General features: G+C 71.1%; 16 protein-coding genes. 6 read left to right on the forward strand and 10 right to left on the reverse strand.

The annotated features are described in order from the left end of the window. Positions 1 to 222: 222 nt before the first annotated feature. The 6 genes from ACLQ27_RS16835 to ACLQ27_RS16860 all read right to left on the reverse strand — a co-directional run bounded on the left by ACLQ27_RS16835 (position 223) and on the right by ACLQ27_RS16860 (position 4,667). The gene (locus ACLQ27_RS16835) at positions 223 to 1,188 is read right to left on the reverse strand and encodes a PLP-dependent cysteine synthase family protein (RefSeq protein WP_357494000.1); all 966 of its coding nucleotides are present in this window, start codon (positions 1,186 to 1,188) and stop codon (positions 223 to 225) included. Between the two features lie 11 nt (positions 1,189 to 1,199). Continuing rightward, positions 1,200 to 1,571 (reverse strand): MoaD/ThiS family protein, encoded by a 372-nt coding sequence (locus ACLQ27_RS16840; protein ID WP_425867534.1) that lies wholly within the window; start codon positions 1,569 to 1,571, stop codon positions 1,200 to 1,202. Positions 1,572 to 1,639: 68 nt separating this feature from the next. After that, a complete protein-coding gene (locus ACLQ27_RS16845; RefSeq protein WP_308195324.1) occupies positions 1,640 to 2,128 on the reverse strand; it encodes a M67 family metallopeptidase in 489 nt (162 codons plus the stop codon). Positions 2,129 to 2,180: 52 nt separating this feature from the next. Then, positions 2,181 to 2,675 carry a DUF2017 domain-containing protein gene (locus ACLQ27_RS16850; RefSeq protein WP_234581563.1) on the reverse strand — a complete coding sequence of 165 codons (495 nt, stop codon included), beginning with the start codon at positions 2,673 to 2,675 and terminating at the stop codon, positions 2,181 to 2,183. 2 nt (positions 2,676 to 2,677) lie between these two features. After that, positions 2,678 to 2,968: an ATP-dependent Clp protease adapter ClpS gene (clpS, locus tag ACLQ27_RS16855; RefSeq protein WP_234581506.1), complete on the reverse strand. Its 291-nt coding sequence runs from the start codon at positions 2,966 to 2,968 to the stop codon at positions 2,678 to 2,680. A 148-nt stretch (positions 2,969 to 3,116) separates the two neighbouring features. After that, positions 3,117 to 4,667, reverse strand: a complete 1,551-nt coding sequence (locus tag ACLQ27_RS16860) for a hypothetical protein (protein WP_357493995.1) — start codon at positions 4,665 to 4,667, stop codon at positions 3,117 to 3,119. A gap of 197 nt (positions 4,668 to 4,864) precedes the next feature. On the opposite strand from ACLQ27_RS16860, the gene ACLQ27_RS16865 reads away from it, so the two are divergent. Genes ACLQ27_RS16865 through ACLQ27_RS16880 form a run of 4 tightly spaced genes read left to right on the forward strand, consistent with a single transcriptional unit; the run spans position 4,865 to position 10,747 of the window. After that, positions 4,865 to 7,543, forward strand: a complete 2,679-nt coding sequence (locus ACLQ27_RS16865) for a LuxR C-terminal-related transcriptional regulator (protein ID WP_425867536.1) — start codon at positions 4,865 to 4,867, stop codon at positions 7,541 to 7,543. A gap of 16 nt (positions 7,544 to 7,559) precedes the next feature. After that, positions 7,560 to 8,846 carry a nicotinate phosphoribosyltransferase gene (locus tag ACLQ27_RS16870; protein ID WP_234581509.1) on the forward strand — a complete coding sequence of 429 codons (1,287 nt, stop codon included), beginning with the start codon at positions 7,560 to 7,562 and terminating at the stop codon, positions 8,844 to 8,846. 31 nt (positions 8,847 to 8,877) lie between these two features. Continuing rightward, a complete protein-coding gene (locus ACLQ27_RS16875) occupies positions 8,878 to 9,459 on the forward strand; it encodes an isochorismatase family protein (protein WP_425867539.1) in 582 nt (193 codons plus the stop codon). A 40-nt stretch (positions 9,460 to 9,499) separates the two neighbouring features. Then, positions 9,500 to 10,747 (forward strand): MFS transporter, encoded by a 1,248-nt coding sequence (locus ACLQ27_RS16880; RefSeq protein ID WP_425867540.1) that lies wholly within the window; start codon positions 9,500 to 9,502, stop codon positions 10,745 to 10,747. A 583-nt stretch (positions 10,748 to 11,330) separates the two neighbouring features. Here ACLQ27_RS16880 and ctaD read toward each other — a convergent pair. Both ctaD and ACLQ27_RS16890 read right to left on the reverse strand, forming a co-directional pair. Then, positions 11,331 to 13,088 carry an aa3-type cytochrome oxidase subunit I gene (gene ctaD, locus ACLQ27_RS16885; RefSeq protein ID WP_234581512.1) on the reverse strand — a complete coding sequence of 586 codons (1,758 nt, stop codon included), beginning with the start codon at positions 13,086 to 13,088 and terminating at the stop codon, positions 11,331 to 11,333. 130 nt (positions 13,089 to 13,218) lie between these two features. Then, a complete protein-coding gene (locus ACLQ27_RS16890; protein ID WP_234581513.1) occupies positions 13,219 to 14,325 on the reverse strand; it encodes an FAD-dependent monooxygenase in 1,107 nt (368 codons plus the stop codon). Between the two features lie 300 nt (positions 14,326 to 14,625). Here ACLQ27_RS16890 and ACLQ27_RS16895 point away from each other — a divergent pair, with 300 nt between their 5' ends. Together ACLQ27_RS16895 and ACLQ27_RS16900 are read left to right on the forward strand one after the other, a co-directional pair. Next, positions 14,626 to 15,750 (forward strand): GH12 family glycosyl hydrolase domain-containing protein, encoded by a 1,125-nt coding sequence (locus ACLQ27_RS16895; protein WP_357493985.1) that lies wholly within the window; start codon positions 14,626 to 14,628, stop codon positions 15,748 to 15,750. Between the two features lie 242 nt (positions 15,751 to 15,992). Continuing rightward, positions 15,993 to 18,881 carry a M20/M25/M40 family metallo-hydrolase gene (locus ACLQ27_RS16900; RefSeq protein WP_425867543.1) on the forward strand — a complete coding sequence of 963 codons (2,889 nt, stop codon included), beginning with the start codon at positions 15,993 to 15,995 and terminating at the stop codon, positions 18,879 to 18,881. 143 nt (positions 18,882 to 19,024) lie between these two features. On the opposite strand, the gene ACLQ27_RS16905 is transcribed toward ACLQ27_RS16900, so the two are convergent. Together ACLQ27_RS16905 and ACLQ27_RS16910 are read right to left on the reverse strand one after the other, a co-directional pair. Then, a complete protein-coding gene (locus ACLQ27_RS16905) occupies positions 19,025 to 19,990 on the reverse strand; it encodes an N-acetylmuramoyl-L-alanine amidase (RefSeq protein WP_234581516.1) in 966 nt (321 codons plus the stop codon). Next, positions 19,990 to 20,145 (reverse strand): hypothetical protein, encoded by a 156-nt coding sequence (locus tag ACLQ27_RS16910; RefSeq protein WP_425867546.1) that lies wholly within the window; start codon positions 20,143 to 20,145, stop codon positions 19,990 to 19,992. The genes ACLQ27_RS16905 and ACLQ27_RS16910 overlap by 1 nt, the downstream gene beginning before the upstream one ends. Positions 20,146 to 20,245 lie beyond the last annotated feature (100 nt).

The following is a 20,245-nucleotide window of genomic DNA, read 5'->3' on the forward strand; positions in this document are numbered from 1 at the left end:
GGTCGTCTCGCTGTCACTGTCAGTAGCAGCCGTGCCGGCGGTCGTCCCGGCAATGATCTCTACCGACGCGTACGCCACGCTGCGCAGCCTACGCTGGGGTGCCCGAGGACAAGAATCATCCGTTGGAAGTTGTCACGAACGTGACACCCGCTCACAGCCCAGGTGCGACAAACGGGCCACCGACGCGTACGCCGACGGCCCGTTCGCGCAAGACCCCTGCGATCAGGCCCAGAGCTGACCCTCCAGCGCGTCCTCGGCATCCGCGAGGGTGCCGCCGTACGCGCCGGTGGACAGGTACTTCCAGCCGCCGTCGCAGACCACGAACGCCACATCGGCCCGCCGGCCGTCGCGGACCGCCTCGTGCGCCACCGCGAGCGCGGCGTGCAGGATCGCCCCGGTGGAGAAGCCGGCGAAGATGCCCTCCACCTCGACGAGCTGACGGGTACGCAGCACCGCGTCCCGGGTGCCGACCGAGAAGCGCCGGGACAGCACCGAGGCGTCGTACAGCTCTGGCACGTACCCCTCGTCGATGTTGCGCAGGCCGTAGACCAGCTCGCCGTAGCGCGGCTCGGCCGCCACGACCTGGATGCCCTCGACCTTCTCGCGCAGGTAGCGCCCGGTGCCCATCAGGGTGCCGGTGGTGCCCAACCCGGCCACGAAGTGCGTGATGGTGGGCAGGTCGTGCAGCAGTTCCGGACCTGTCGTCTCGTAGTGCGCCCGCGCGTTGGCCTCGTTGCCGTACTGGTAGAGCATCACCCAGTCCGGGTGCTCGGCGGCGATCTGCTTGGCCGTCGCGACGGCCTGGTTGGAGCCGCCCGCCGCCGCCGAGAAGATGATCTCCGCCCCGTACATCCGGAGCAGCTGGACCCGCTCGGTGGAGACGTTCTCGGGCATCACGCAGACCAGCCGGTACCCGCGCAGCTTGGCCACCATGGCCAACGAGATGCCGGTGTTGCCGCTGGTCGGCTCCAGGATGGTGTCACCCGCCCGGAGCCGGCCGGCCTCCTCCGCCGCGCGGACCATGAACAGCGCCGCGCGGTCCTTGATGCTGCCCGTCGGGTTCCGGTCCTCCAGCTTCGCCCAGAGCCGCACCGGCGGTGCGCCGTCGGGCACCGTCGGCGAGAGCCGGGGCAGACCGACGAGCGGCGTGCCACCACAGGCGTCGAGGAGGCTGTCGTACCGCGCCATGGCGGCCGCCCTCAGCGCGCGGCGACGGCGGTCGCGGCGCGGTGCGAGCTGATCGCGGCTGCCGCGGCGCTGTGCGAGCTGATCGCCGCTGCCGCCGCGAAACCGAACGCGCCGCCGGCCACGGCCGGCAGGATGGTGACGCTGTCACCGTCGGAGAGCTTCGCGTCGAGCGCGCCGAGGAAGCGGACGTCCTCGTCGTTGACGTAGACGTTCACGAAACGGTGCAGTGCGCCGGCCTCGGTGACCAGGCGGCCACGCAGCCCGGCGTGCCGGGAGTCCAGGTCGGTGAGCAGGTCTGCCAGCGTGTCGCCGGCACCCTCGACGACCTTGGCGCCGCCGGTGTAGCTGCGCAGGATGGTGGGGATGCGAACCTCGATGGCCATGATGTCGTGCTCCTCAAACGGGTGTGCCAACGGTGACGGGACGGAGAACGGGTGCGAACGCTGACGGGTCAGCGGCCGGAACACTCGTAGTCGACCGTCGCCGGGCTCTGCCCGAACATGTAGGACTGCACGGCGTGCGGGTCGATCCCGGCCTCCACGATCTGGACCGGCTCCTCGGTCACCACGCCGTCGACGATCCGGAACGACCGGATCTCCTCCGAGTCGGGCTCACGGGTCGAGACGAGCAGGTAGTGCGCGCCCGGCTCGCCGGCGAAGGACACATCCGTCCGGGACGGGTATGCCTCGGTGGCGGTGTGCGAGTGGTAGATGACCACGGGCTCCTCGTCCCGGTCGTCCATCTCCCGCCACACCCGCAGATGCTCCATCGAGTCGAACTCGTAGAAGGTCATCGACCGGGCGGCGTTGTCCATCGGGATGTGCCGGGTCGGGGTGTCGCTGCCGACGGCACCGGCGACGACGCCGCACGCCTCGTCGGGGTGGTCCCGGCGCGCGTGGGCGACGATCGCGTCAATGATCGACCGGTCGATGCTCAGCACGTGCACCAGCCTAACGCCTAGCGGGCGGGCCCTGAAGTGGTGCCGGTCACGCCTAGTCGATCAAGGCGTTGAGCAGCGACTCCTGTAGATACCCGAGATACGCGTAGACCGACAGCTGGAACACCCGGCTGGAACCGGGATCCTCGGTCACCGCGTCGTCCAGCTCCTCACCCAGATCCGTGCCGTCCTTGATCTCCAGCCGGACGCCCATCGCCAGCCGCGCGTCGTTGAGCGCCCGCAGCCACGCCTCGGCGGCCTCGGCGTCCAACCGCACCTCGCCGCCGGCCTCGTCGGGCAGCGCGGCCAGGATGGCCCCCGCCTGGTCGATCTTGGCAGTCTTCAGATCACCCTCGGTGTAGCGGCGGAACTCGGCGGTGCCGCTCGCATCCTCCGGGTAGACGGCCGGAAACAGCCGGCCCACGACCGGGTCCGTGTGGTCGAAACCGTCGGTGAGTAGGCCGACCACCTCGCTGGCGACCTTGCGCAGCACCCGCACCTCGTCCACGGCGAAGGTGGCGACATAGCGGCCGGCCTGGCGCCGGAACATGCTCACGAGCGGTCCACCGTCGCCCACAGCCCGTACGCGTGCAACTGCGACGCGTCGTGCTCCATCCGCTCCCGGGCCCCCGTGGAGACCACGGCGCGGCCCTTGTGGTGCACGTCCAGCATGAGCTGCTCCGCCCTCTCCCGGCTGTAGCCGAACAGCTTCTGGAAGACCCAGGTCACGTACGTCATCAGGTTGACCGGGTCGTCCCACACGATCGTCACCCATTGCCGGTCGGGCGCCGGCACCTCGTCAGTGGCCGGCGTCTCGACCGGTGCAACCTGTGGAGCCGCCATGCCCCCCATCGTGCCACCGGTTTCCCGGAACCGAGGAACCGGAACGCCGGGCGAACCAGGATCACCCGCCGTGGCCACCCCGGAGTCGGCCCGCACCCCGTCGGAGCCGGGGCGCGGTACGGGCCCGAGCCAGGAGATGGCCACGCCGTCAGGCGAGCAGGATGCCGTGGTCGACCGCATCGGAGAGCACCACGCCCAGCGAGAGACGGATCACCTCGAACCGTCGGGAGATCTCCCGGGAAAGCTCCAACTCGACCTCCCGCAACGCCCGCTGGGACCAGGCCCGCGCGGCGCTGTGGTCATCGTTGCCCGGGGTACGCCACTGCTGCCAGCACCCGCCGGAGAGCGCCACCGCGACCGGCGGAAGCACCTCGTCACGGGTCACCGTCGGATAGCCGGCGAGCGCGTCGATCGCCTCCGTGCCGGTCAGTCCGGCCACACCCGCCGTACTCGTGATCAGCAGCACCCGGTCCAGGTCGCGCCCGGAGCGGTGATCCGCCAGGCCGTACTGGACGGCGGTGGCGATCCGGCGGCGGACGCCCTCCGCCGGTGTCCCGCCGAGCACCTGGGCGGCGGTGTCGGCCACGATGCCCCGTACCGCGTGGTCGCACTGGGCGGTGGCCAGCAGCGACAGCGCCGCCATCTCCCGGTCGAGCAGGTCCGGTAGGCCGGCGCAGCCGACCCCGAAGACGATCTCCTGGACGGCCCGGAGGTGGATGTTCGCCAGCTCCAGCGCCAGGTGCTGGCGGATCCGCTGGGAGCAGGAGCGGGTCTGCCGGTCGAGCCGCTCGGACCAGTCCCCCGGCTCGGCGGACACCGCCACCCGGTCGTGCTGCCCCGGCAGCACCGGCGGATCGGCGCTGGCCCGCTGCAACCCCTCGTTCGCCGACCAGCCCACCAGCGCCCGGCGCAGGTCGGCTGCGGAATCGGCGCCGTCGACCGGGAACCACCGCGAGCCCGCCAGCGAGGGGACCGCGGCCAGCAGCGCCGCCCGGTGTGCCTCGACGATCACCGCCACCGGGTCCACCTCCCCCGGCCGGCCGTCGGCCGGCGAGACGGACGCCCCCGCGTCCTCCGTCAGCGCCCCGCCGTCGGCCGGTGGCGCCCAACCCGCCGCACCCGGCGTCACCGCGAAGACGACCTCCACTGCAGCGGCGGCCACCTCGGCGAGCAGGTTCAGCTCCTGGGCCGTGAACGCCTGGTCGGCCGCGATCACGAAGAGCAGCGCGCCGGCCCGGCCGACCGCCTCGCGCAGCACCCGGACGCCGGCCACGCCGAGCGCGCCCGTGTCCGGTGTGTCGATCAGGGTGAAGTGGCGCAGCAGGGGTTCGGGCACGCTCAGCTCGACCCGCCGCGGTGGCCGGGCCAACGCCGGGCCGGCGGCGTCCCGGTCCGCGCCGTACGAGTGCGGCTGGCGGTAGCCGGGGACGAAGGCTGCCCGCGTGGGCACCTGGGCGTGCCGGACCAGCAGCCAACTGCCCGCCGGCACGGTGAGCATCACCGGGTCGAGCCCGACGAGGCTGGCGAGGACCGCGCGCCGGTCCGCGCCGGCCGGGCCGACGGCGACCACGCCGAGCGGCTCGTCCGCGCGGGCAACCGGCACGCCGAGATCGGTGGGCAGCGGGGCGCAGCTCGGCGGGTCGGCTGAGCTGGCCATGTCGCCGGGCGAGTCGAGCGAGGGGAGAGGGCCCTGCTGCATCGGGTGGCCTCCCGGGGCAGGCGACCGGCACGCCGGTCGCGTGGAAATTCCGGTGACACTACCCGGATGCCGGAAGAGTACGTTCGGCCGGCCGACCAGGCGGAACACATCGGATACTCACCGGTAATTGTGCCGCTACTCAACTTCGGTGCGTGACGATGCGGGCGCGGACGGAATTCGATGGATATGCTGCCCGGATGAGTCGATGGCAGTTCGTCGGCCGGACCGACGAGCTCAACCGCCTGCTGGCGGCGGTGACCGGCGAGGCCGGCCGAGGGCTCTTCTTCAGCGGCAGCGCGGGCATCGGCAAGAGCCGGCTGCTGCGCGAGGGGGTCAACACCCTGCCCACCGACAGGTACGCGATCTGGTCCATCGCGGCCAGCGCCACCACTGCCGCGCTGCCGTTCGGTGGGCTGGTGCAGGTCCTCCCGGCGGAGCAGCCCCAGGGCCTCTCCCCCGCCGGCATACTCCGCTGGGCGCTCGGCGTTCTGCAACAGCAGGCCGCCGGCCGCCGGATCGTGCTCGCCATCGACGACGCGCACCTGCTCGACCCACCCTCCGCGGCGCTGGTGCATCTGGTCGCCCGCGCCGACAACGCCACAGTCGTGGGCACCCTGCGCGACGGCGAACAGATCCCGCTGCCGATCCGGGCACTCTGGACCGACGACCTGGTCGAGCACGTCGAGCTGACCCCCATGCCACCGTCGGAGACCGCCGGCCTGCTGGCGGCGATCCTGGGCGGCCCGGTCGACGCCGGTTCCGCCGACCGGCTCGGCCGGCTGTCGGCAGGCAACCCGCTGCTGCTGCGCGAGCTGGTGCACGCCGCCAGCGGCAGCGAGGAGCTGAAGCGCACCTACGGGATCTGGAAGTGGACCGGGCGGCTGGAGCTGGCGCCCAGCCTCACCGACCTGATCGACACCCGCGTCGGGCAGCTCACCGACGGCGTTCGTACGGTCGTCGAGCTGGTCGCCTTCGGTGAGCCACTCGGCCTGCACCTGCTCAACCAGGCCGCCGAGCAGTCCGATGTGGAGTGCGCCGAGGAGCGCGGCCTGATCACCGTCATCCAGCACGACCGGCGGACCAACGTACGCCTGGCCCACCCGCTCTACGGCGAGGTGATGCGTCGCCGGTGCCCGGTCAGCCGCACCAGACGCCTCCAGGCGCACCTCGCCGAGCTGCTGGAACAGGTCGGCAAGCGCCGCCGCGACGACCTGCTGCGGGTGGCGGTCTGGCGGCTCGACTCGGGCACCGCACAGGACGCCGCCCTGCTCGTGGACGCCGCGATGCAGGCGTTCACCCGCTACGACGTACCGCTGGCGACCCGGCTGGCCCGGGCCGCGCTGAACGCCGACGGCGGCTCGGACGCGGCGGAGCTGCTGGCCACGATTCTGATGTTCGCCGACCGACCGGACGAGGCGATCACCGTTCTCGACGCGGTGACCCTGGAGCCCGGGGACGAGCGGCGGCTCTGCCGGTGGCTGACCGTCCGCGGCATGGTCAGCTACTGGGGGCTCAGCCGGGAGTCCACCGTGGAGGAGATCGCGAGCCGGGTCGAGCAGCTCGGCGACTCGGCCGACCGCGCCCGGGTGCACGCCTTCGAGGCGATCATGCGGCTGCACCGGCTCGACACGACCACCGCCGTACGGCTCAGTCAGCGGGTGCTCGATCGGCCCGCGGCCAGCATCGCCGCCCGTGAACTGGCGCGCAGCACCATCGCGTACGTCCAGGCGGCCCAGGGTCAGCTGACGCGCAGCGGTGCGGCCATCGCGCAGGTGCACTCCGCCGCGGCCAGCTGGCGCACCGACATGCCGTACCTGCAACTGGCCCTGGAGCTGGCCCGCGGCACCCGGCTCATGCTCACCGGCGACCTCGTCGGGATCGACGCGATCGTGGCCGACGAGTTCGCCGACCTGGCCGGTGCCGGTGACTTCCGACTCGGCACCGGATACCTGGCCATCCTCCAGGCGTACGCCGCGCGGCTGCGCGGGCAGAGCGACTCGGCGATGCGGACGTCGTTGGGCGCCTGCGCGGTGCTGGCGACCAGCCGGGTCTACGCCGGTCTGGCCCAGGCCGAGCGGGCCCAGGCGGCGGCGCTGCGTGGCGACGCGGCGCAGGCGGCCGAGGCGATGGCCGAGGCCGACCGCACCCACGCGCCGGGCATGGCGGTGCTCTACCCATGGCTGGAGCAGGCCCGGGGCGCGGTGCTCGCCGCGTCGGGTGACCTGCCGGGCGCGGTGAAGCAGCTCAACGACCTGGCCGACCGGCTGCGGGCGGACGGTTTCGCCGGGCACGAGGTGCACGTTCTGCACGACCTGGTCCGGTTGGACCAGGCCGGCGCGGCGGTCGGGCCCACCTGTTCCGACGGCGGGCGGCGCACGGTGGCGCAGCGCCTCGCCGAGCTGTCCGAGCAGGTGGACGGGGTGCTCCCGCCGCTACTGGCCCGGCACGCCCGGGCCGCGGTGACCGATTCCGCCGCGGATCTGCTCGCGGTCGCCGACGACTACGCCGCGCTGGAGCTGACGGTGTACGCCGCCGAGGCCACCGCCCAGGCGCTGCAGCGGCTACGCCAGCAACAGTCGGTGGCGGCCGGCGAGGCGCGCGAGCGTCTGGCCGGGCTGCTCGGCCGGTACGACCTGATCCGCACGCCGGCGCTGCGGGCCGGGGCGCCGGTGCTCACCGAACGCGAGTGGCAGGTGGCCCGCCTCGCCGCGCACGGTGCGACCAGCAAGGCCATCGCCGAGCGGCTCTATCTCTCCGCCCGCACTGTGGAGAACCACCTGCAGCGGATCTACACCAAGCTCGGCGTGACCGGCCGGTCCGAGCTGTGGGCCGCGCTGCGGTCGATCCCGGGCCACGAAGGCGGCGGCGCGGGCTGAACCTTAGGCTGGGGCGGTGAGCACCCTGGGCCCCGCGCTGCTGACCGACCACTACGAGCTGACCATGGTCAGCGCCGCACTCAAGGACGGCACCGCCGACCGCCGCTGTGTCTTCGAGGTGTTCAGCCGTCGGCTGCCCAGCGGCCGGCGTTACGGCGTCGTCGCCGGCACCGCGCGCCTGATCGAGCTGATCCGCGACTTCCGGTTCGACCCGGCGGAGGTCGATTTCCTGCGCCGCACCGGAGTGGTCGACGAGGCGGCGGCGGCCTGGCTCACCGACTACCGCTTCACCGGCGACATCGACGGGTACGCCGAGGGTGAGCTGTTCTTCCCCGGCTCGCCCATCCTGACCGTCTCCGGCGGCTTCGCCGAGTGCGTGGTGCTGGAGACGGTGGCGCTCTCCGTGCTCAACCACGACTGCGCGGTGGCGGCCGCCGCGGCGCGGATGGTCACCGCTGCCCGGGGCCGGGCGCTGATCGAGATGGGATCGCGCCGGGCACACGAGGAGGCCGCGGTGGCGGCGGCGCGGGCCGCGTACCTGGCCGGTTTCCGGTTCACGTCCAACCTCGCCGCCGGCGAGCGCTACGGCATCCCGACGGCGGGCACCGCGGCACACGCGTTCACCCTGCTGCACGACGACGAGCGGGCCGCGTTCGCCTCGCAGGTGGCCACGCTGGGCAGGGACACCACGCTGCTGGTCGACACGTACGACATCAGCCAGGGCATCCGCAACGCGATCGCGGTGGCCGGGCCCGAGCTGCGGGCGATCCGGATCGACTCGGGTGACCTCGCGGTGATCGCGCAGCAGTCCCGGGAACTGCTGGACTCGCTGGGCGCCACCGAGACGAAGATCATCGTCTCGGGTGACCTGGACGAGTACTCGATCGCGGCGCTGGCCGCCGAGCCGGTCGACATGTACGGCGCGGGGACGGCAGTGGTCACCGGTTCCGGGGCGCCCACGGCGGGGCTGGTCTACAAGCTCGTCGAGGTCGAGGGCCGCCCGGTGGTGAAGCGCTCCGAGCACAAGGCGACCATCGGTGGGCGCAAGGTCGCGGTTCGCCGGCACAAGCCGACCGGCACCGCCACGGAGGAGATCATCGTCCCGCAGGGCGTGCCGGACCGGCAGGCCAACGACCGGATGCTCCAGCGCTCGTACGTGATCGACGGCGAGCCCGTGGGTCTGCCCACCCTCGACGAGTCCCGGGAGCACCTGCGCGAGTGCCTCATCTCCATCCCGTGGGAGGGGCTGAAGCTCTCGGCCGGCGACCCCGCGGTGCCGGTCACTGTCGTACCCGCCGGCTGAGCCCGCTGATCCGTTCTCGAAGGGACCCCCGATGGCCAACGCGCTGATCATCGTCGACGTGCAGAACGACTTCTGTGAGGGCGGCTCGCTGGCCGTCGCGGGCGGCGCCGGAGTGGCCGCCGGGATCTCCCGGCTGCTCGCCGCCGAGCCGGACCGGTGGGCGCACGTGGTCGCCACGAAGGACTATCACATCGACCCGGGCGCGCACTTCGGCGATCCGCCGGACTTCGTCGAGTCGTGGCCCCGGCACTGCGTGGTCGGCACCAGCGGCTCGGAGTTCCACCCGGACCTGGAGACCGGTCGGGTCGAGGCGATCTTCCACAAGGGCGAGCACGCGGCGGCGTACTCCGGGTTCGAGGGGCACGCCGACGACGGCGAGTGCCTGGCCGACTGGCTGCGTCGGCACGACGTGGACCGGGTCGACGTGGTCGGCATCGCCACCGACCACTGCGTCCGCGCCACCGCGCTCGACGCCGCCCGGGAGGGCTTCGCCACCACCGTCCTGCTGGAGCTGACCGCCGCTGTCGCTCCGGAGACCACCGACGTGGCGCTGCGGGCGATGGACGGCGCCGGCGTGATCCTGGACGCTGAGCCTGTGATCAGGGCCGCATGAGGCGCTAATTGGTTGGCCAATGGTCCACCATCCGTCGAGGATGTCGCCGGAGGTACGGACCAACGTGAACATGAAGCCTTACCGCACAGCCCTCGCTCTGCCCGGCCTGCGGTCGCTGCTGCTGATCGCCGTCCTCGCCCGCATCCCGCTCACGGCGACCGGGGTCACGCTGACCTTCCACGTCGTGCTCGACCTCGACCGGGGCTACGGCGCGGCCGGCCTGGTGGGCGCCGCCATCACCGTGGGCGCGGCGATCGGTGGGCCGCTGCTCGGCCGTCTGGTCGACCGGCGTGGTCTGCGTCCGGTGTTGGTGCTCACCGGCATCGCCGAGGCGGTGTTCTGGACCACCGCGCCGTCGTTGCCGTACCCGCTGCTGCTGCCGACCGCCTTCGTGGCGGGTTCGCTGGCCCTGCCGATCTTCTCGGTGGTCCGCCAGTCGATCGCCGCGCTGGTTCCGGAAGATCAACGGCGGCCGGCGTACGCCCTGGACTCCATGTCCGTCGAGCTGTCCTTCATGATCGGCCCGGCGCTGGCGGTGGCGCTGGTCACCGCCATCTCGGCGCAGACCACCATGTACCTCGTCGGTGGCGGCATCGTCGCCGCCGGGATCGCCCTGTGGCTGGTGAACCCGCCGATCCGCGGTGCCGCCGAACCCACCGGCCCACGACGCCACGTGCCCCGCCGGGAGTGGCTGACGCCTCGCCTGCTCGCCGTCCTGGCGCTCAGCACCGCCGCCACCCTGGTGCTCGGCGGCACCGACGTCGCGGTGGTAGCCGTCCTGCGCGAGAGCGGCGACGTCGGCTGGACCGGCGTCGTGCTGGCCGGCTGGGCGATCGCCTCCCTGGCCGGCGGCTTCGCCTACGGGGCGGTGCACCGCTCACTCTCTCCGCTGGCCCTCACCGCAGCGCTCGCGCTCTGCACCATCCCGGTCGGGTTGGGCGGCGCGCACTGGTGGCTGCTCTGCCTGGCGCTGATCCCGGCCGGCGCGCTGTGCGCGCCCACCATCGCGGCCTCCTCCGACGCCGTCAGCCGCCTCGCACCGGCCGAGGTACGCGGCGAGGCGATGGGCCTGCACGGTTCGGCGGTCACCGTCGGCATCGCGGTCGGCGCACCGCTCGCCGGCGCGGTGATCGACAGCAGCGCGCCGCTCTGGGGCTTCGTGGTGACCGGGGCGCTCGGCGCACTGATCACCCTCGTGGTGCTGCCGATCGAGCTGCGCCGCCGCCGCAAGGACGACGCGCTCGCCGCGCTTCCCGTCGAAGCGGACCTCGCCTCCGCCACCCGCTGACAACCTGGCCGGGCACCTGCCCGGCCCGTGTGTCCGCCGGCGTCCCGCGCGCCTGGCCTGGCGCCGGCCCGACCCGCTGTTTCCGCCCGGCCCCGCGCCTGCCCGGCCTCGTGCCTGCCCGGCCTCGTGCCTGCCCGGCCCGGTGCCTGCCCGACCCCGCGCCTGCCCGGTCCGGCGCCCGCCCGACCCCGCGCATGCCCGGCCCCGCGCATGCCGGGTCCCGCGCCTGCCCGGCCCAGGTTCCCCGATGAGCATGATGCCTGTGAGTCATCAAAATGACTCACAGGCATCACCGTCGCAAGCATGTGCGGGGCACCGCCGATCCCGCAGGTCGCCGCGCGCTCTGAGTCGCCGGCCGGGGACGTTGCTCTGCCATCGACGCCTCGCGGTCAACGCGGCGAGCGGTCGGGCCACGCGCGACATGCAGTGCGCCGGACATGCAGTACGCCGACATGCAGTGCGCCGGACATGCAGTGCGCCGGACATGCAGTGCGCCGACATGCAGTGGGCGGGCACAGCGACGGGCGCCGCTCCCGATGGTCCCGGGGGGCGGCGCCCGTCGTACAGCCGAACTGGTGGAGCGTCAGTTCCTGTCGATGTTGCTGGCGGTGTCCTCGCTGTAGCGAGCGCCGCCGTCCGACTCGCTGGTGAGCGGCTTGGAGCCACCCTCCGGCGGGCCGGCCAGGCTCTGGCCGGCGGCCAGCTCCGGGAACTTCGCGTCGAAGGCCGGCCGCTCGGAGCGGATGCGGGGCATCCGGTCGAAGTTGCGCAGCGGCGGCGGGCTGCTGGTCGCCCACTCCAGCGAGTTGCCGTGGCCCCAGGGGTCGTTCACCTCGACCACCGGACCGGTCTTGTACGACTTCCAGCAGTTGTAGATGAACGGCAGCGTGGAGATACCGGTGATGAACGCGCCGACCGTGGAGATCGTGTTCAGCGTGGTGAAACCGTCACCGGGCAGGTAGTCGGCGTACCGGCGGGGCATGCCCTCGGCGCCGAGCCAGTGCTGCACCAGGAAGGTGGTGTGGAAGCCGATCATGGTGAGCCAGAAGTGCACCTTGCCCAGGCGCTCGTCGAGCATCCGGCCGAACATCTTCGGGAACCAGAAGTAGATGCCGGCGAAGACGGCGAACACGATGGTGCCGAAGAGCACGTAGTGGAAGTGCGCCACCACGAAGTACGAGTCCGACACGTGGAAGTCGAGCGGCGGGCTGGCCAGCAGCACACCGGTGAGACCACCGAAGAGGAAGGTGACCAGGAAGCCGACCGCCCACAACATGGGCGTCTCGAAGCTGATCTGGCCCCGCCACATGGTGCCGATCCAGTTGAAGAACTTCATGCCGGTCGGCACCGCGATCAGGTAGCTCAGGAAGCTGAAGAACGGCAGCAGCACCTGGCCGGTGGCGAACATGTGGTGCGCCCAGACGCTCATCGAGAGCGCGGCGATCGCGACCGTCGCGGCGACCAGACCCTTGTAGCCGAAGATCGGCTTGCGGGAGAAGACCGGGATGATCTCGCTGATGATGCCGAAGAACGGCAACGCCACGATGTAGACCTCGGGATGCCCGAAGAACCAGAACAGGTGCTGCCAGAGCATTGGCCCACCGGTCGCCGGGTCGTACACATGGGCGCCGAGGATGCGGTCCGCGGCGAGCGCGAACAGCGCGGCGGCCAGCAGCGGGAAGACCAGGATCACCAGGAGGCTGGTGACCAGGATGTTCCACGTGAAGATCGGCATCCGGAACATCGTCATGCCGGGCGCACGCAGGGTGAGCACCGTGGTGATCATGTTCACTGCGCCGAGGATGGTGCCCAGGCCGGAGATGGCCAGACCCATGATCCACATGTTGGCGCCGACGCCGGGCGAGTGCTCGACACTGCTCAGCGGCGCGTACGCGAACCAGCCGAAGTCGGCGGCGCCGCCCGGGGTGAGGAAGCCGGCCGTCGCCATCGTGCCGCCGAACAGGTACAGCCAGTAGGCGAAGCTGTTCAGGCGGGGGAAGGAAACGTCAGGTGCGCCGATCTGGATCGGCACGATGTAGTTCGCGAAGGCGAACACGATAGGCGTCGCGAAGAACAGCAGCATGATCGTGCCGTGCATCGTGAAGAGCTGGTTGTACTGCTCCGGCGACAGGAACTGCAGCCCGGGGCGGGCCAGCTCAGCCCGCATGATCAGGGCCATCAGGCCGCCAACCATGAAGAACACGAACGCGGTGACCATGTACATGATCCCGATCTGCTTCGCGTCCGTGGTACGCAGCAGCCGCGCGATGGCCGACCCCTTGACCGGCTCCCGGACCGGCCAGGGCCGGGTCACGACCGGCTTGGGTGCGACGGTGGTCACGAGTGGCCTCCGGTTCTCGGTTGTCCCGCTCGGCACACGCTGATTATCTGCGGGCCGTCATCCGTAGGGAGGATAGTCCTCGGCAGGTCGCAGCGCCGCGTGGGGTGGCGTGACACGATCTACTACGGGCCTACAGCGGGCCGACGAGCAACCGGTAGTGCTCCCCGAAGATCCGTCCGCCACGTCCGCGCAGCAGCGGGTCGCGCAGCGCCGGCGGCACGTCCCTGGTCCGGTTGCGGTCGCGGGTCCGGTCAGCCACCCAGCGCGTACGCGGGCGACGACGACTCTCGTACGCCATCAGCGCCGCCTCGACGCTGCCGGCGGCGCGCAGCGACTCGGCCAGCACCACGGCGTCCTCCAGGGCCATCGCGGCACCCTGGGACAGGGTCGGCGCGGTGGCGTGCGCGGCGTCACCGACCAGCAGGACCCGCCCCCGGTACCAGCGGCCCAGCTCGACCTCGTCGGTGATCCCGGCGTGCACCCGGTCGAGCATCTCCAGCACCTCGGGCACGGGGCCCCGGTAGTCGGCGAAGAGTTCGCGCAGCCGGGCCAACGGGTCGGCGGGCGGCTCGGTGCCCGCCTCGTCGGCGTAGCAGTGCAGCCGCCCCTCCCCGATCGGCACCAGCAGCAGACCGGAGCGCTGCCCGAGCAGGGCGGTCCAGTCGGTGACGGGCGGGCCGTCACGCAGGACGGCCCGGTAGACGACGTGCCCGGCCGGGCGGGGCGGCCCGCCGAGCGCGGCCAGTGCCCGAACCGAGGAACGCGGCCCGTCGGCGCCGATGACCAGGTCGTACTCGGTGCTGGTGCCGTCGGTGAAGGTGACCCCTACCGCGCGCGGGAGCAGATCGAGGGTGCGGACCTCGGCGCCGTGTCGGACGGCGCCGCCGGCGCCACTGAGCAGCACCCGGTGCAGGTCCGCCCGGGGCAGCGCACGGCACTCGCCGACGTCGGCCCAGAGGGCGTCGAGGTCCACCTCGCAGAGGGGCAGCCCGGCGGCGTCGAAGAAGCGCTGCCGGTGGATCACCTGCCCGAGCGGTCGGACCGGATCGTGCAGGTCCAGCCGGCGCAGCGCGCGGGCGGCGTTGCCGGGCAGGTACAGGCCGGTCTCGGTGGACTCCCCCGGGGGCAGCTTGTCGGTGACGTCCGGCCGGAAGCCCGCCAGACGCAGGGCCCGGGCCACGGCCAGGCCGGCGATGCCCGCGCCAACGATGAGAATGCGCAGGGGGGAGCCACCCATGGTGGTGTACGCCTCCGGAGGGGGAGCGGCACGCGTCGGAGGCAACACGCTACTCGGAGCGATCGGCGCACACCAGAGCCCGATCGGCCCGCCGGATCCGCTCGTCGGCGGTCCGCGCCGCTTAGCTGGCCGCCTGTCGACCCCCGTTCGGCGCCACGATGGCAATCCTCACAATTCACCAGTTTGACGCGGGCGGTTGCGCCTTAGTTTCAGGCATGTAAATGTGTCGTTGAGCGTGGGAGCGCTCCCGCACCACCCCACCACATCCGGCGCCCGGCACGCGCCGAGTCAAGGAGCGTCATGAAACGTCAACTTCGAGCCCTGGCCGCCGCCGGGCTGCTGGTCGCCAGTTCACTCGTCGCCGTCGCCGTCAGCGGCAGCGCCTCCGCCGACACCCAGATCTGCGAGCAGTACGGCTCGACAGTGATCCAGGGTCGCTACGTCGTGCAGAACAACCGTTGGGGCACCTCCGCCCAGCAGTGCCTCAACGTCACCAGCAACGGCTTCGAGATCACCACGCAGAACGGCAGCAGCCCCACCAACGGGGCACCCACGGCGTACCCGTCGATCTTCCTCGGTTGTCACTACACCAACTGCTCGCCCGGCACGAACCTGCCGATCCAGGTGAGCCAGATCAGCAGCGCCACCAGCAGCATCTCCTACCGGTACGTCAGCGGTGCCACCTACGACGCGGCGTACGACATCTGGCTGGACCCGTCGCCCAAGCGGGACGGGGTGAACCAGATGGAGATCATGATCTGGCTCAACCGGCAGGGCCCGATCCAACCCATCGGCTCGGTGGTCGGCACGACAAACCTTGCCGGCCGGACGTGGGAGGTGTGGCGCGGTAGCAACGGCTCCAACAACGTCATCTCCTATGTCGCGCCGTCGCCGATCTCCAGCCTGAACTTCAGCGTGCTGGACTTCATCAACGACACCCGCAACCGGGGCGCGATCACCAACTCCTGGTACCTGACCAGCATCCAGGCCGGCTTCGAGCCGTGGCAGGGCGGCGTCGGTCTCGCGGTGACCTCGTTCTCGGCGAACGTCAACGGTGGCGGCAACCCCACCAACCCGCCGCCCACCACGCCGCCGCCGAGCGGTGGCGCGAGCTGCGCGGTGAAGTACACGGCCAACTCGTGGAACAACGGCTTCACCGCCGACGTGCAGATCACCAACACCGGGTCCAGTGCGCTGAACGGCTGGACGCTCACCTACAGCCTGCCCGGCGGGCAGCAGGTCACCAACGCCTGGAACGCCACCGTGAGCCAGAGCGGGTCCACTGTCACCGCCCGCAACGTCAGCCACAACGGGTCGATCGCACCCGGCGGCACGGCCAGCTTCGGCTACCAGGGCACGCTGAGCGGGTCGTACTCGTCCCCGACCAGCTTCTCGCTCAACGGCGCCAACTGCTCCCGCGCCTGAGCGGTATCACCACCGACGGGAGGGGCGTGACCATCTGGTCACGCCCCTCGCGTTCAGCCCGCTGCGGCGGAGCTGACGGCTCCGGCCGATTCTCAGATGATCCTCAAGAAATGGCACCTCCACGGCCGCTGGCGGCGCGGCCGGTGTGTGCTGTCGCTACTGATCATCCCCCTTGTCCTGGAGCCGCCCTCATGATAGATAGACGAACGCCTGTCTTATCCGCCCTGCTCGCCACGGCACTCGTGGCGAGCGTCGCCCCCCCGGCCCACGCGTCCCCGACCAGCTCCGGCGCTGAGCGCTTCCAGCCGGGTGTCACCTACGACCTGTCGGTAACCGACGCCGAACGCGACGCGATCCACGCCGAAGTCGAGGCGTTGGCGGGACGCGTCAGCAGCGCGCGAGCGGGAGACGGCACCTACAACCCGCTCACTCTCGTCGGGGCGATGCTGGACGGGTCGAGCTACGACTCCATCTCCCGTGGCGGCACTGCCGCCACGGCGTACCCCTTCCCGGTCAGCAACACCGAAGCCAACCAGAACGAGTACGACCGCAAGGTCGCCAAGCTCGCCTGGGTGGTCAAGCTGGCCACCGACCTGGGTTTCCCGGTGGTCGTGCAGCGCCAGCCCGACAAGTACGTCTACGCGGAGATCGGTGACCCGGACGCCCCCGAGATGGTCATGGCGTTGAGTCACCTCGACTCGCCGACGTCTTCCGTTTCGCCCGCCCAGCTGGCGCGCTGGCGCGACGCCGACGGCAACCTCGGCACTCCTGGTGCCTACCACTCGCCCTACATCAAGGACGGCTGGGTCTACGGGGCCGGCATCCAGGACGACAGCGGCCCGACCCTGGCGACGCTGCTCGCGGCCAAGGCGCTGCTCGAGGCGGGGCTGCCCCTGGACCGACGCATCCGCATCGTCATGGGGATCTACGAGGACGGCGGTCCCGGCACGCCCACGGCAGCGAACACCGCGACCTTCCAGTCCATCCCGTACAACTCGAACCCGAGCTTCTACGACAACTGGGCCTACAAGAACCTCAACCGGGAGGAGACGCCGGTCGCCGGCTACACCTCCGACTCGCGGTTCCCGGTGATCGTCGGCAACTCCGGGTCGGTGACCCCGTCGGTGTCGATGCGCTTGTCCGCAGACAGCACCAAGGCCTTCCGGCTGACGGATGCGACGGCAGGCGTCACCCGGCGCGAAGGCGACCCGACGCTCAAGGACATCGCCTACGGCAGCACCACCCAGATCGCCTCGCGGGCCACTTTCACCCTCGATGTGGCGGGGGCGGGCTCCGCCGAGCGCGACAGGTTCGTGGCGGCGATCACCGCTGCCGCGACCACGAAGGGTTGGCTCCCGGCTGCTCCCCGGACCACGCCCAAGGTGCAGACCACGATCACCGGCGACTCGCTCACGCTGGAGATCAACACTGATGTGGCGATGGAGATGCCGACCCCGCAGTACGGCAAGAACGCCGTCGTGTGGGGCATGTTCCTCCTCTCCCAGGGACTTGGCGCCTTGGGAGGCACGACCGCCGACCTGCAGGTGAAGAAGGCAGCCGACGGCATCGCCGACCTGTTCTTCCGCGACGGGGTCGAAGGCGAGGCCTATATCGGCAGGTACATGGGCATCCCGGCGAACCTGTTGCGCAACCCGAGCAACGGCACGCCGAACCTGACCTTCGCCCTCATGGGGAACATCAACTCGGAGACCCCGACGAGCTTCTACACGGAGGCCACCGGCAACCTCAACATGCCGATGTACGTGCGCAGCATGCACGTCACCGCGGCTGACTCCGGCCAGGCGACGGCGGCGGTCACTGCCGCCTTCGAGGGCAAGGGGTTCACCATCGGCACCCTCGGGTCGCCCACCGGCGCCGGGTTGTACGTCACCCACGACAACCCGCTGACGGCCCTGCAGTTCAAGAGCTACCAGGCCACGATCAACAACAGCCCGCAGGACTTCCCGGACCCCTATGCCCTCCGGGACGTGGTGTATCCGCAGGGCACGACCGGCGGCACTCTGGCCAGCAGCTTCCGCAACAAGATGACCGCCTTCGGCGCCGTCATCCCGGGCAACGAGCGCTGGTGGCACACGGCCAACGAGCGGATGAAGGTCGACTCGGCGGTGCAGATGACCAAGATGATGGCCGACGGCATGCTGGAAATGGCCCGGTACTCCGGGCCCGCTGGCGCCAAGTTCATGTGGGCGGACATGCCGGGGCTGAACGCCGACCGGGCGGACCTGGACCTGCTCGACGTCACGATCGGCACCTACCAGGACGCGTCGGGCGCTGTCGGCGCGAACCAGTTGGGCAACCAGGCCCTGCTCGGCGCCACCTCGTTCACCATCCCGATGTGGAACGGACGCGGCAACTCGGCCCCGACGGCGGCGGCCTTCGCGCTGGGTCACGAGCCGGGAGGGGTCTACCTGCCCCTGACCGACCCCGAGTTCCAGAGCAGCACGTACGTGGCGCCGATGCGTCTGGAGTTCAAGGTGGAGCGCCCCGGCCACATGTCGGACGCGGCGTGGGCGAAGTTCGTCGCCGGCGGTTACGGAGACTTCCGGTTCAACATTCTCGTCGGCGACAAGGTTGTGCCGCTGGCCGTGCCTGCGGGGCAGAGCGCGGACAAGTACTTCTCCTCGCGCATCTCGGCCAACAACCCCGACGCGATCTACCTGTCGGTCAACCTCGCGATCACCGATGCTCCGTACACCGGGGTGCAGGCCAAGCTCGCGGACTCCAAGACGGACCTGTACAAGGTCAACCCGACGTACCTGGCCTCGAACCCGGATCCGTTCCCGGGGCGCGGGGCCACCGAACAGCGGGGCTTCTTCCAGTTCGGTGACGGGCAGAAGAACGCGGAGTTCTCCTCACCCGACGCGGTCTACGTGACCGTGGCCAATGCGGTCACCGGTGCGAAGCCGTCGGCGGTGGTGAAGAAGCTGAAGGGCAACACGAACGAGTTGACCATCACGGTGAAGCAGACCCGTATCGACGGCAGCGAGTCGGCCGTGACGGGCACGTTCACCATCAACAACAACGCCGCCGGCACTTACACCGTCGGCGATTACCAGGTGTACGTCGACACCAAGGGCAACACCCAGGTGCGGTCGATCTCCATCGTGTGAGGTAGCTGCCGCGGTCGAAGCCACCCTCGTGATCCACTCGGATCCGTGGAGTCGGGGCGTCCTTGCTGCTGGGACACCCCGACTTCGCGGAATCCGAGTGGATCACGCTATCGCCGCCGGACTGTCCCGGGCGGCGGGACAGATCAGACCCGGGTGAGGCGTACGGCGTCGGCGATGACCAGGCCCGCCGCGCTGCTCCAACGGCTCACCGCCACCCGGTTGGCGTCGCCCGCCGGCAGGGTGAACGTGCCGAGGACCCGCCACTGCCCGCCGGTCGCGCGCTGGTCCACGTACACCGTCCGGTTGCCGGTGGTGGTGGCGACGATGTACGGGGTGGCGCTGTTGTAGCCGCTGTTGGTCGGCCACCACGCCTCGACCCGGTAGGAGCCGGTCGCCGGCACGTTGAACCTGTACCAGGCCGGATCGCTGGCCGCGACCGGGTCGGCGTAGCGGTAGTCGGCGCCGTACCGCTGGCTGGAGAACGTCGACACACCCCAGTTGGCGCTGGCGGTGAACCGGCCGGAGGTCGTGTTGTCCACAGTGGACGACCACGCGGTTCCGCCGCCGGCCATCTTCGCGGCGACGTCGGCGCGCATCACGTTCAGATCGATGAAGGACGGGTCGATCTTGCCGGTGGTGCTGGTCTCCCGGTGGCCACGGGCGTAGCTGCTGTCCCGGCCGAGGCGGGTGAGCACGGCGGCGGTCGCGGCGATCGACGCGCTGTACTGCGCGGCGGTCATCTCCTGGTCGACGCCGTTGTAGTCGATCTCCCACCCGATCATCAGCGTGTTGCCGTCCCCGGCGGGGATGGGCCCGCTGCCCCCGCTGACGCCGGCGTGGTTGCAGCGGCCGGCGGAGATGACGTGGAAGACGCCGTTGTAGTCGACGAGCGCCTGACAGAGCGGGCCGGCCAGGTCGGAGCGGCCGTTGATGCAGATGCCGAGCGCGGGGTGCGGGTTGCTGGCACTGGAGGTCGAGGCGGTGTGGTGCCAGAGCACCCCGATCGGGTCGAAGGAGCCGGGCCGCATCCGGTTGAGCCAGTCACCCTCGACGACGACCTGGACCCCGGCGCCGCGCAGCACGTCGACGAGCCACGGAATCGTCGCCATCAGGAGTCCTTGAGCAGGTCGGCAAGGCACTCGGCCTTCGGCGCGGCGCCCGCCGGTGCGGGTCGGACGGCGAGGGTGGTCAGCGCGGCGGCCACCAGGGCGGGGATGCCGAGCACCCCACGACGGCGCAGACGGACGGACGGGGATCGGGCCATGGCGGTCCTCCAGCGGCGACGGGTTCACACGCATCGACGAGCGTGATGACGGCACGCTATACCGTCATGAGCGTCGATGTCGATACCCTTCACAGCCGGG

This window comes from Micromonospora sp. DT63 (assembly GCF_049841615.1).
In the GTDB taxonomy this organism is placed as follows: Bacteria; Actinomycetota; Actinomycetes; order Mycobacteriales; family Micromonosporaceae; genus Micromonospora.

What these genes read in the sequence shown, in the direction of transcription:
- ACLQ27_RS16890 (WP_234581513.1), bottom strand. Translation starts at nt 14,325, where the DNA reads ATGGGTGGCTCCCCCCTGCGCATTCTCATCGTTGGCGCGGGCATCGCC.
- ACLQ27_RS16910 (WP_425867546.1), bottom strand. Translation starts at nt 20,145, where the DNA reads ATGGCCCGATCCCCGTCCGTCCGTCTGCGCCGTCGTGGGGTGCTCGGC.
- ACLQ27_RS16880 (WP_425867540.1), top strand. Translation starts at nt 9,500, where the DNA reads ATGTCGCCGGAGGTACGGACCAACGTGAACATGAAGCCTTACCGCACA.
- ACLQ27_RS16895 (WP_357493985.1), top strand. Translation starts at nt 14,626, where the DNA reads ATGAAACGTCAACTTCGAGCCCTGGCCGCCGCCGGGCTGCTGGTCGCC.
- ACLQ27_RS16865 (WP_425867536.1), top strand. Translation starts at nt 4,865, where the DNA reads ATGAGTCGATGGCAGTTCGTCGGCCGGACCGACGAGCTCAACCGCCTG.
- ACLQ27_RS16905 (WP_234581516.1), bottom strand. Translation starts at nt 19,990, where the DNA reads ATGGCGACGATTCCGTGGCTCGTCGACGTGCTGCGCGGCGCCGGGGTC.
- ACLQ27_RS16850 (WP_234581563.1), bottom strand. Translation starts at nt 2,675, where the DNA reads ATGTTCCGGCGCCAGGCCGGCCGCTATGTCGCCACCTTCGCCGTGGAC.
- clpS (WP_234581506.1), bottom strand. Translation starts at nt 2,968, where the DNA reads ATGGCGGCTCCACAGGTTGCACCGGTCGAGACGCCGGCCACTGACGAG.
- ACLQ27_RS16875 (WP_425867539.1), top strand. Translation starts at nt 8,878, where the DNA reads ATGGCCAACGCGCTGATCATCGTCGACGTGCAGAACGACTTCTGTGAG.
- ACLQ27_RS16840 (WP_425867534.1), bottom strand. Translation starts at nt 1,571, where the DNA reads ATGGCCATCGAGGTTCGCATCCCCACCATCCTGCGCAGCTACACCGGC.
- ACLQ27_RS16835 (WP_357494000.1), bottom strand. Translation starts at nt 1,188, where the DNA reads ATGGCGCGGTACGACAGCCTCCTCGACGCCTGTGGTGGCACGCCGCTC.
- ACLQ27_RS16860 (WP_357493995.1), bottom strand. Translation starts at nt 4,667, where the DNA reads ATGCAGCAGGGCCCTCTCCCCTCGCTCGACTCGCCCGGCGACATGGCC.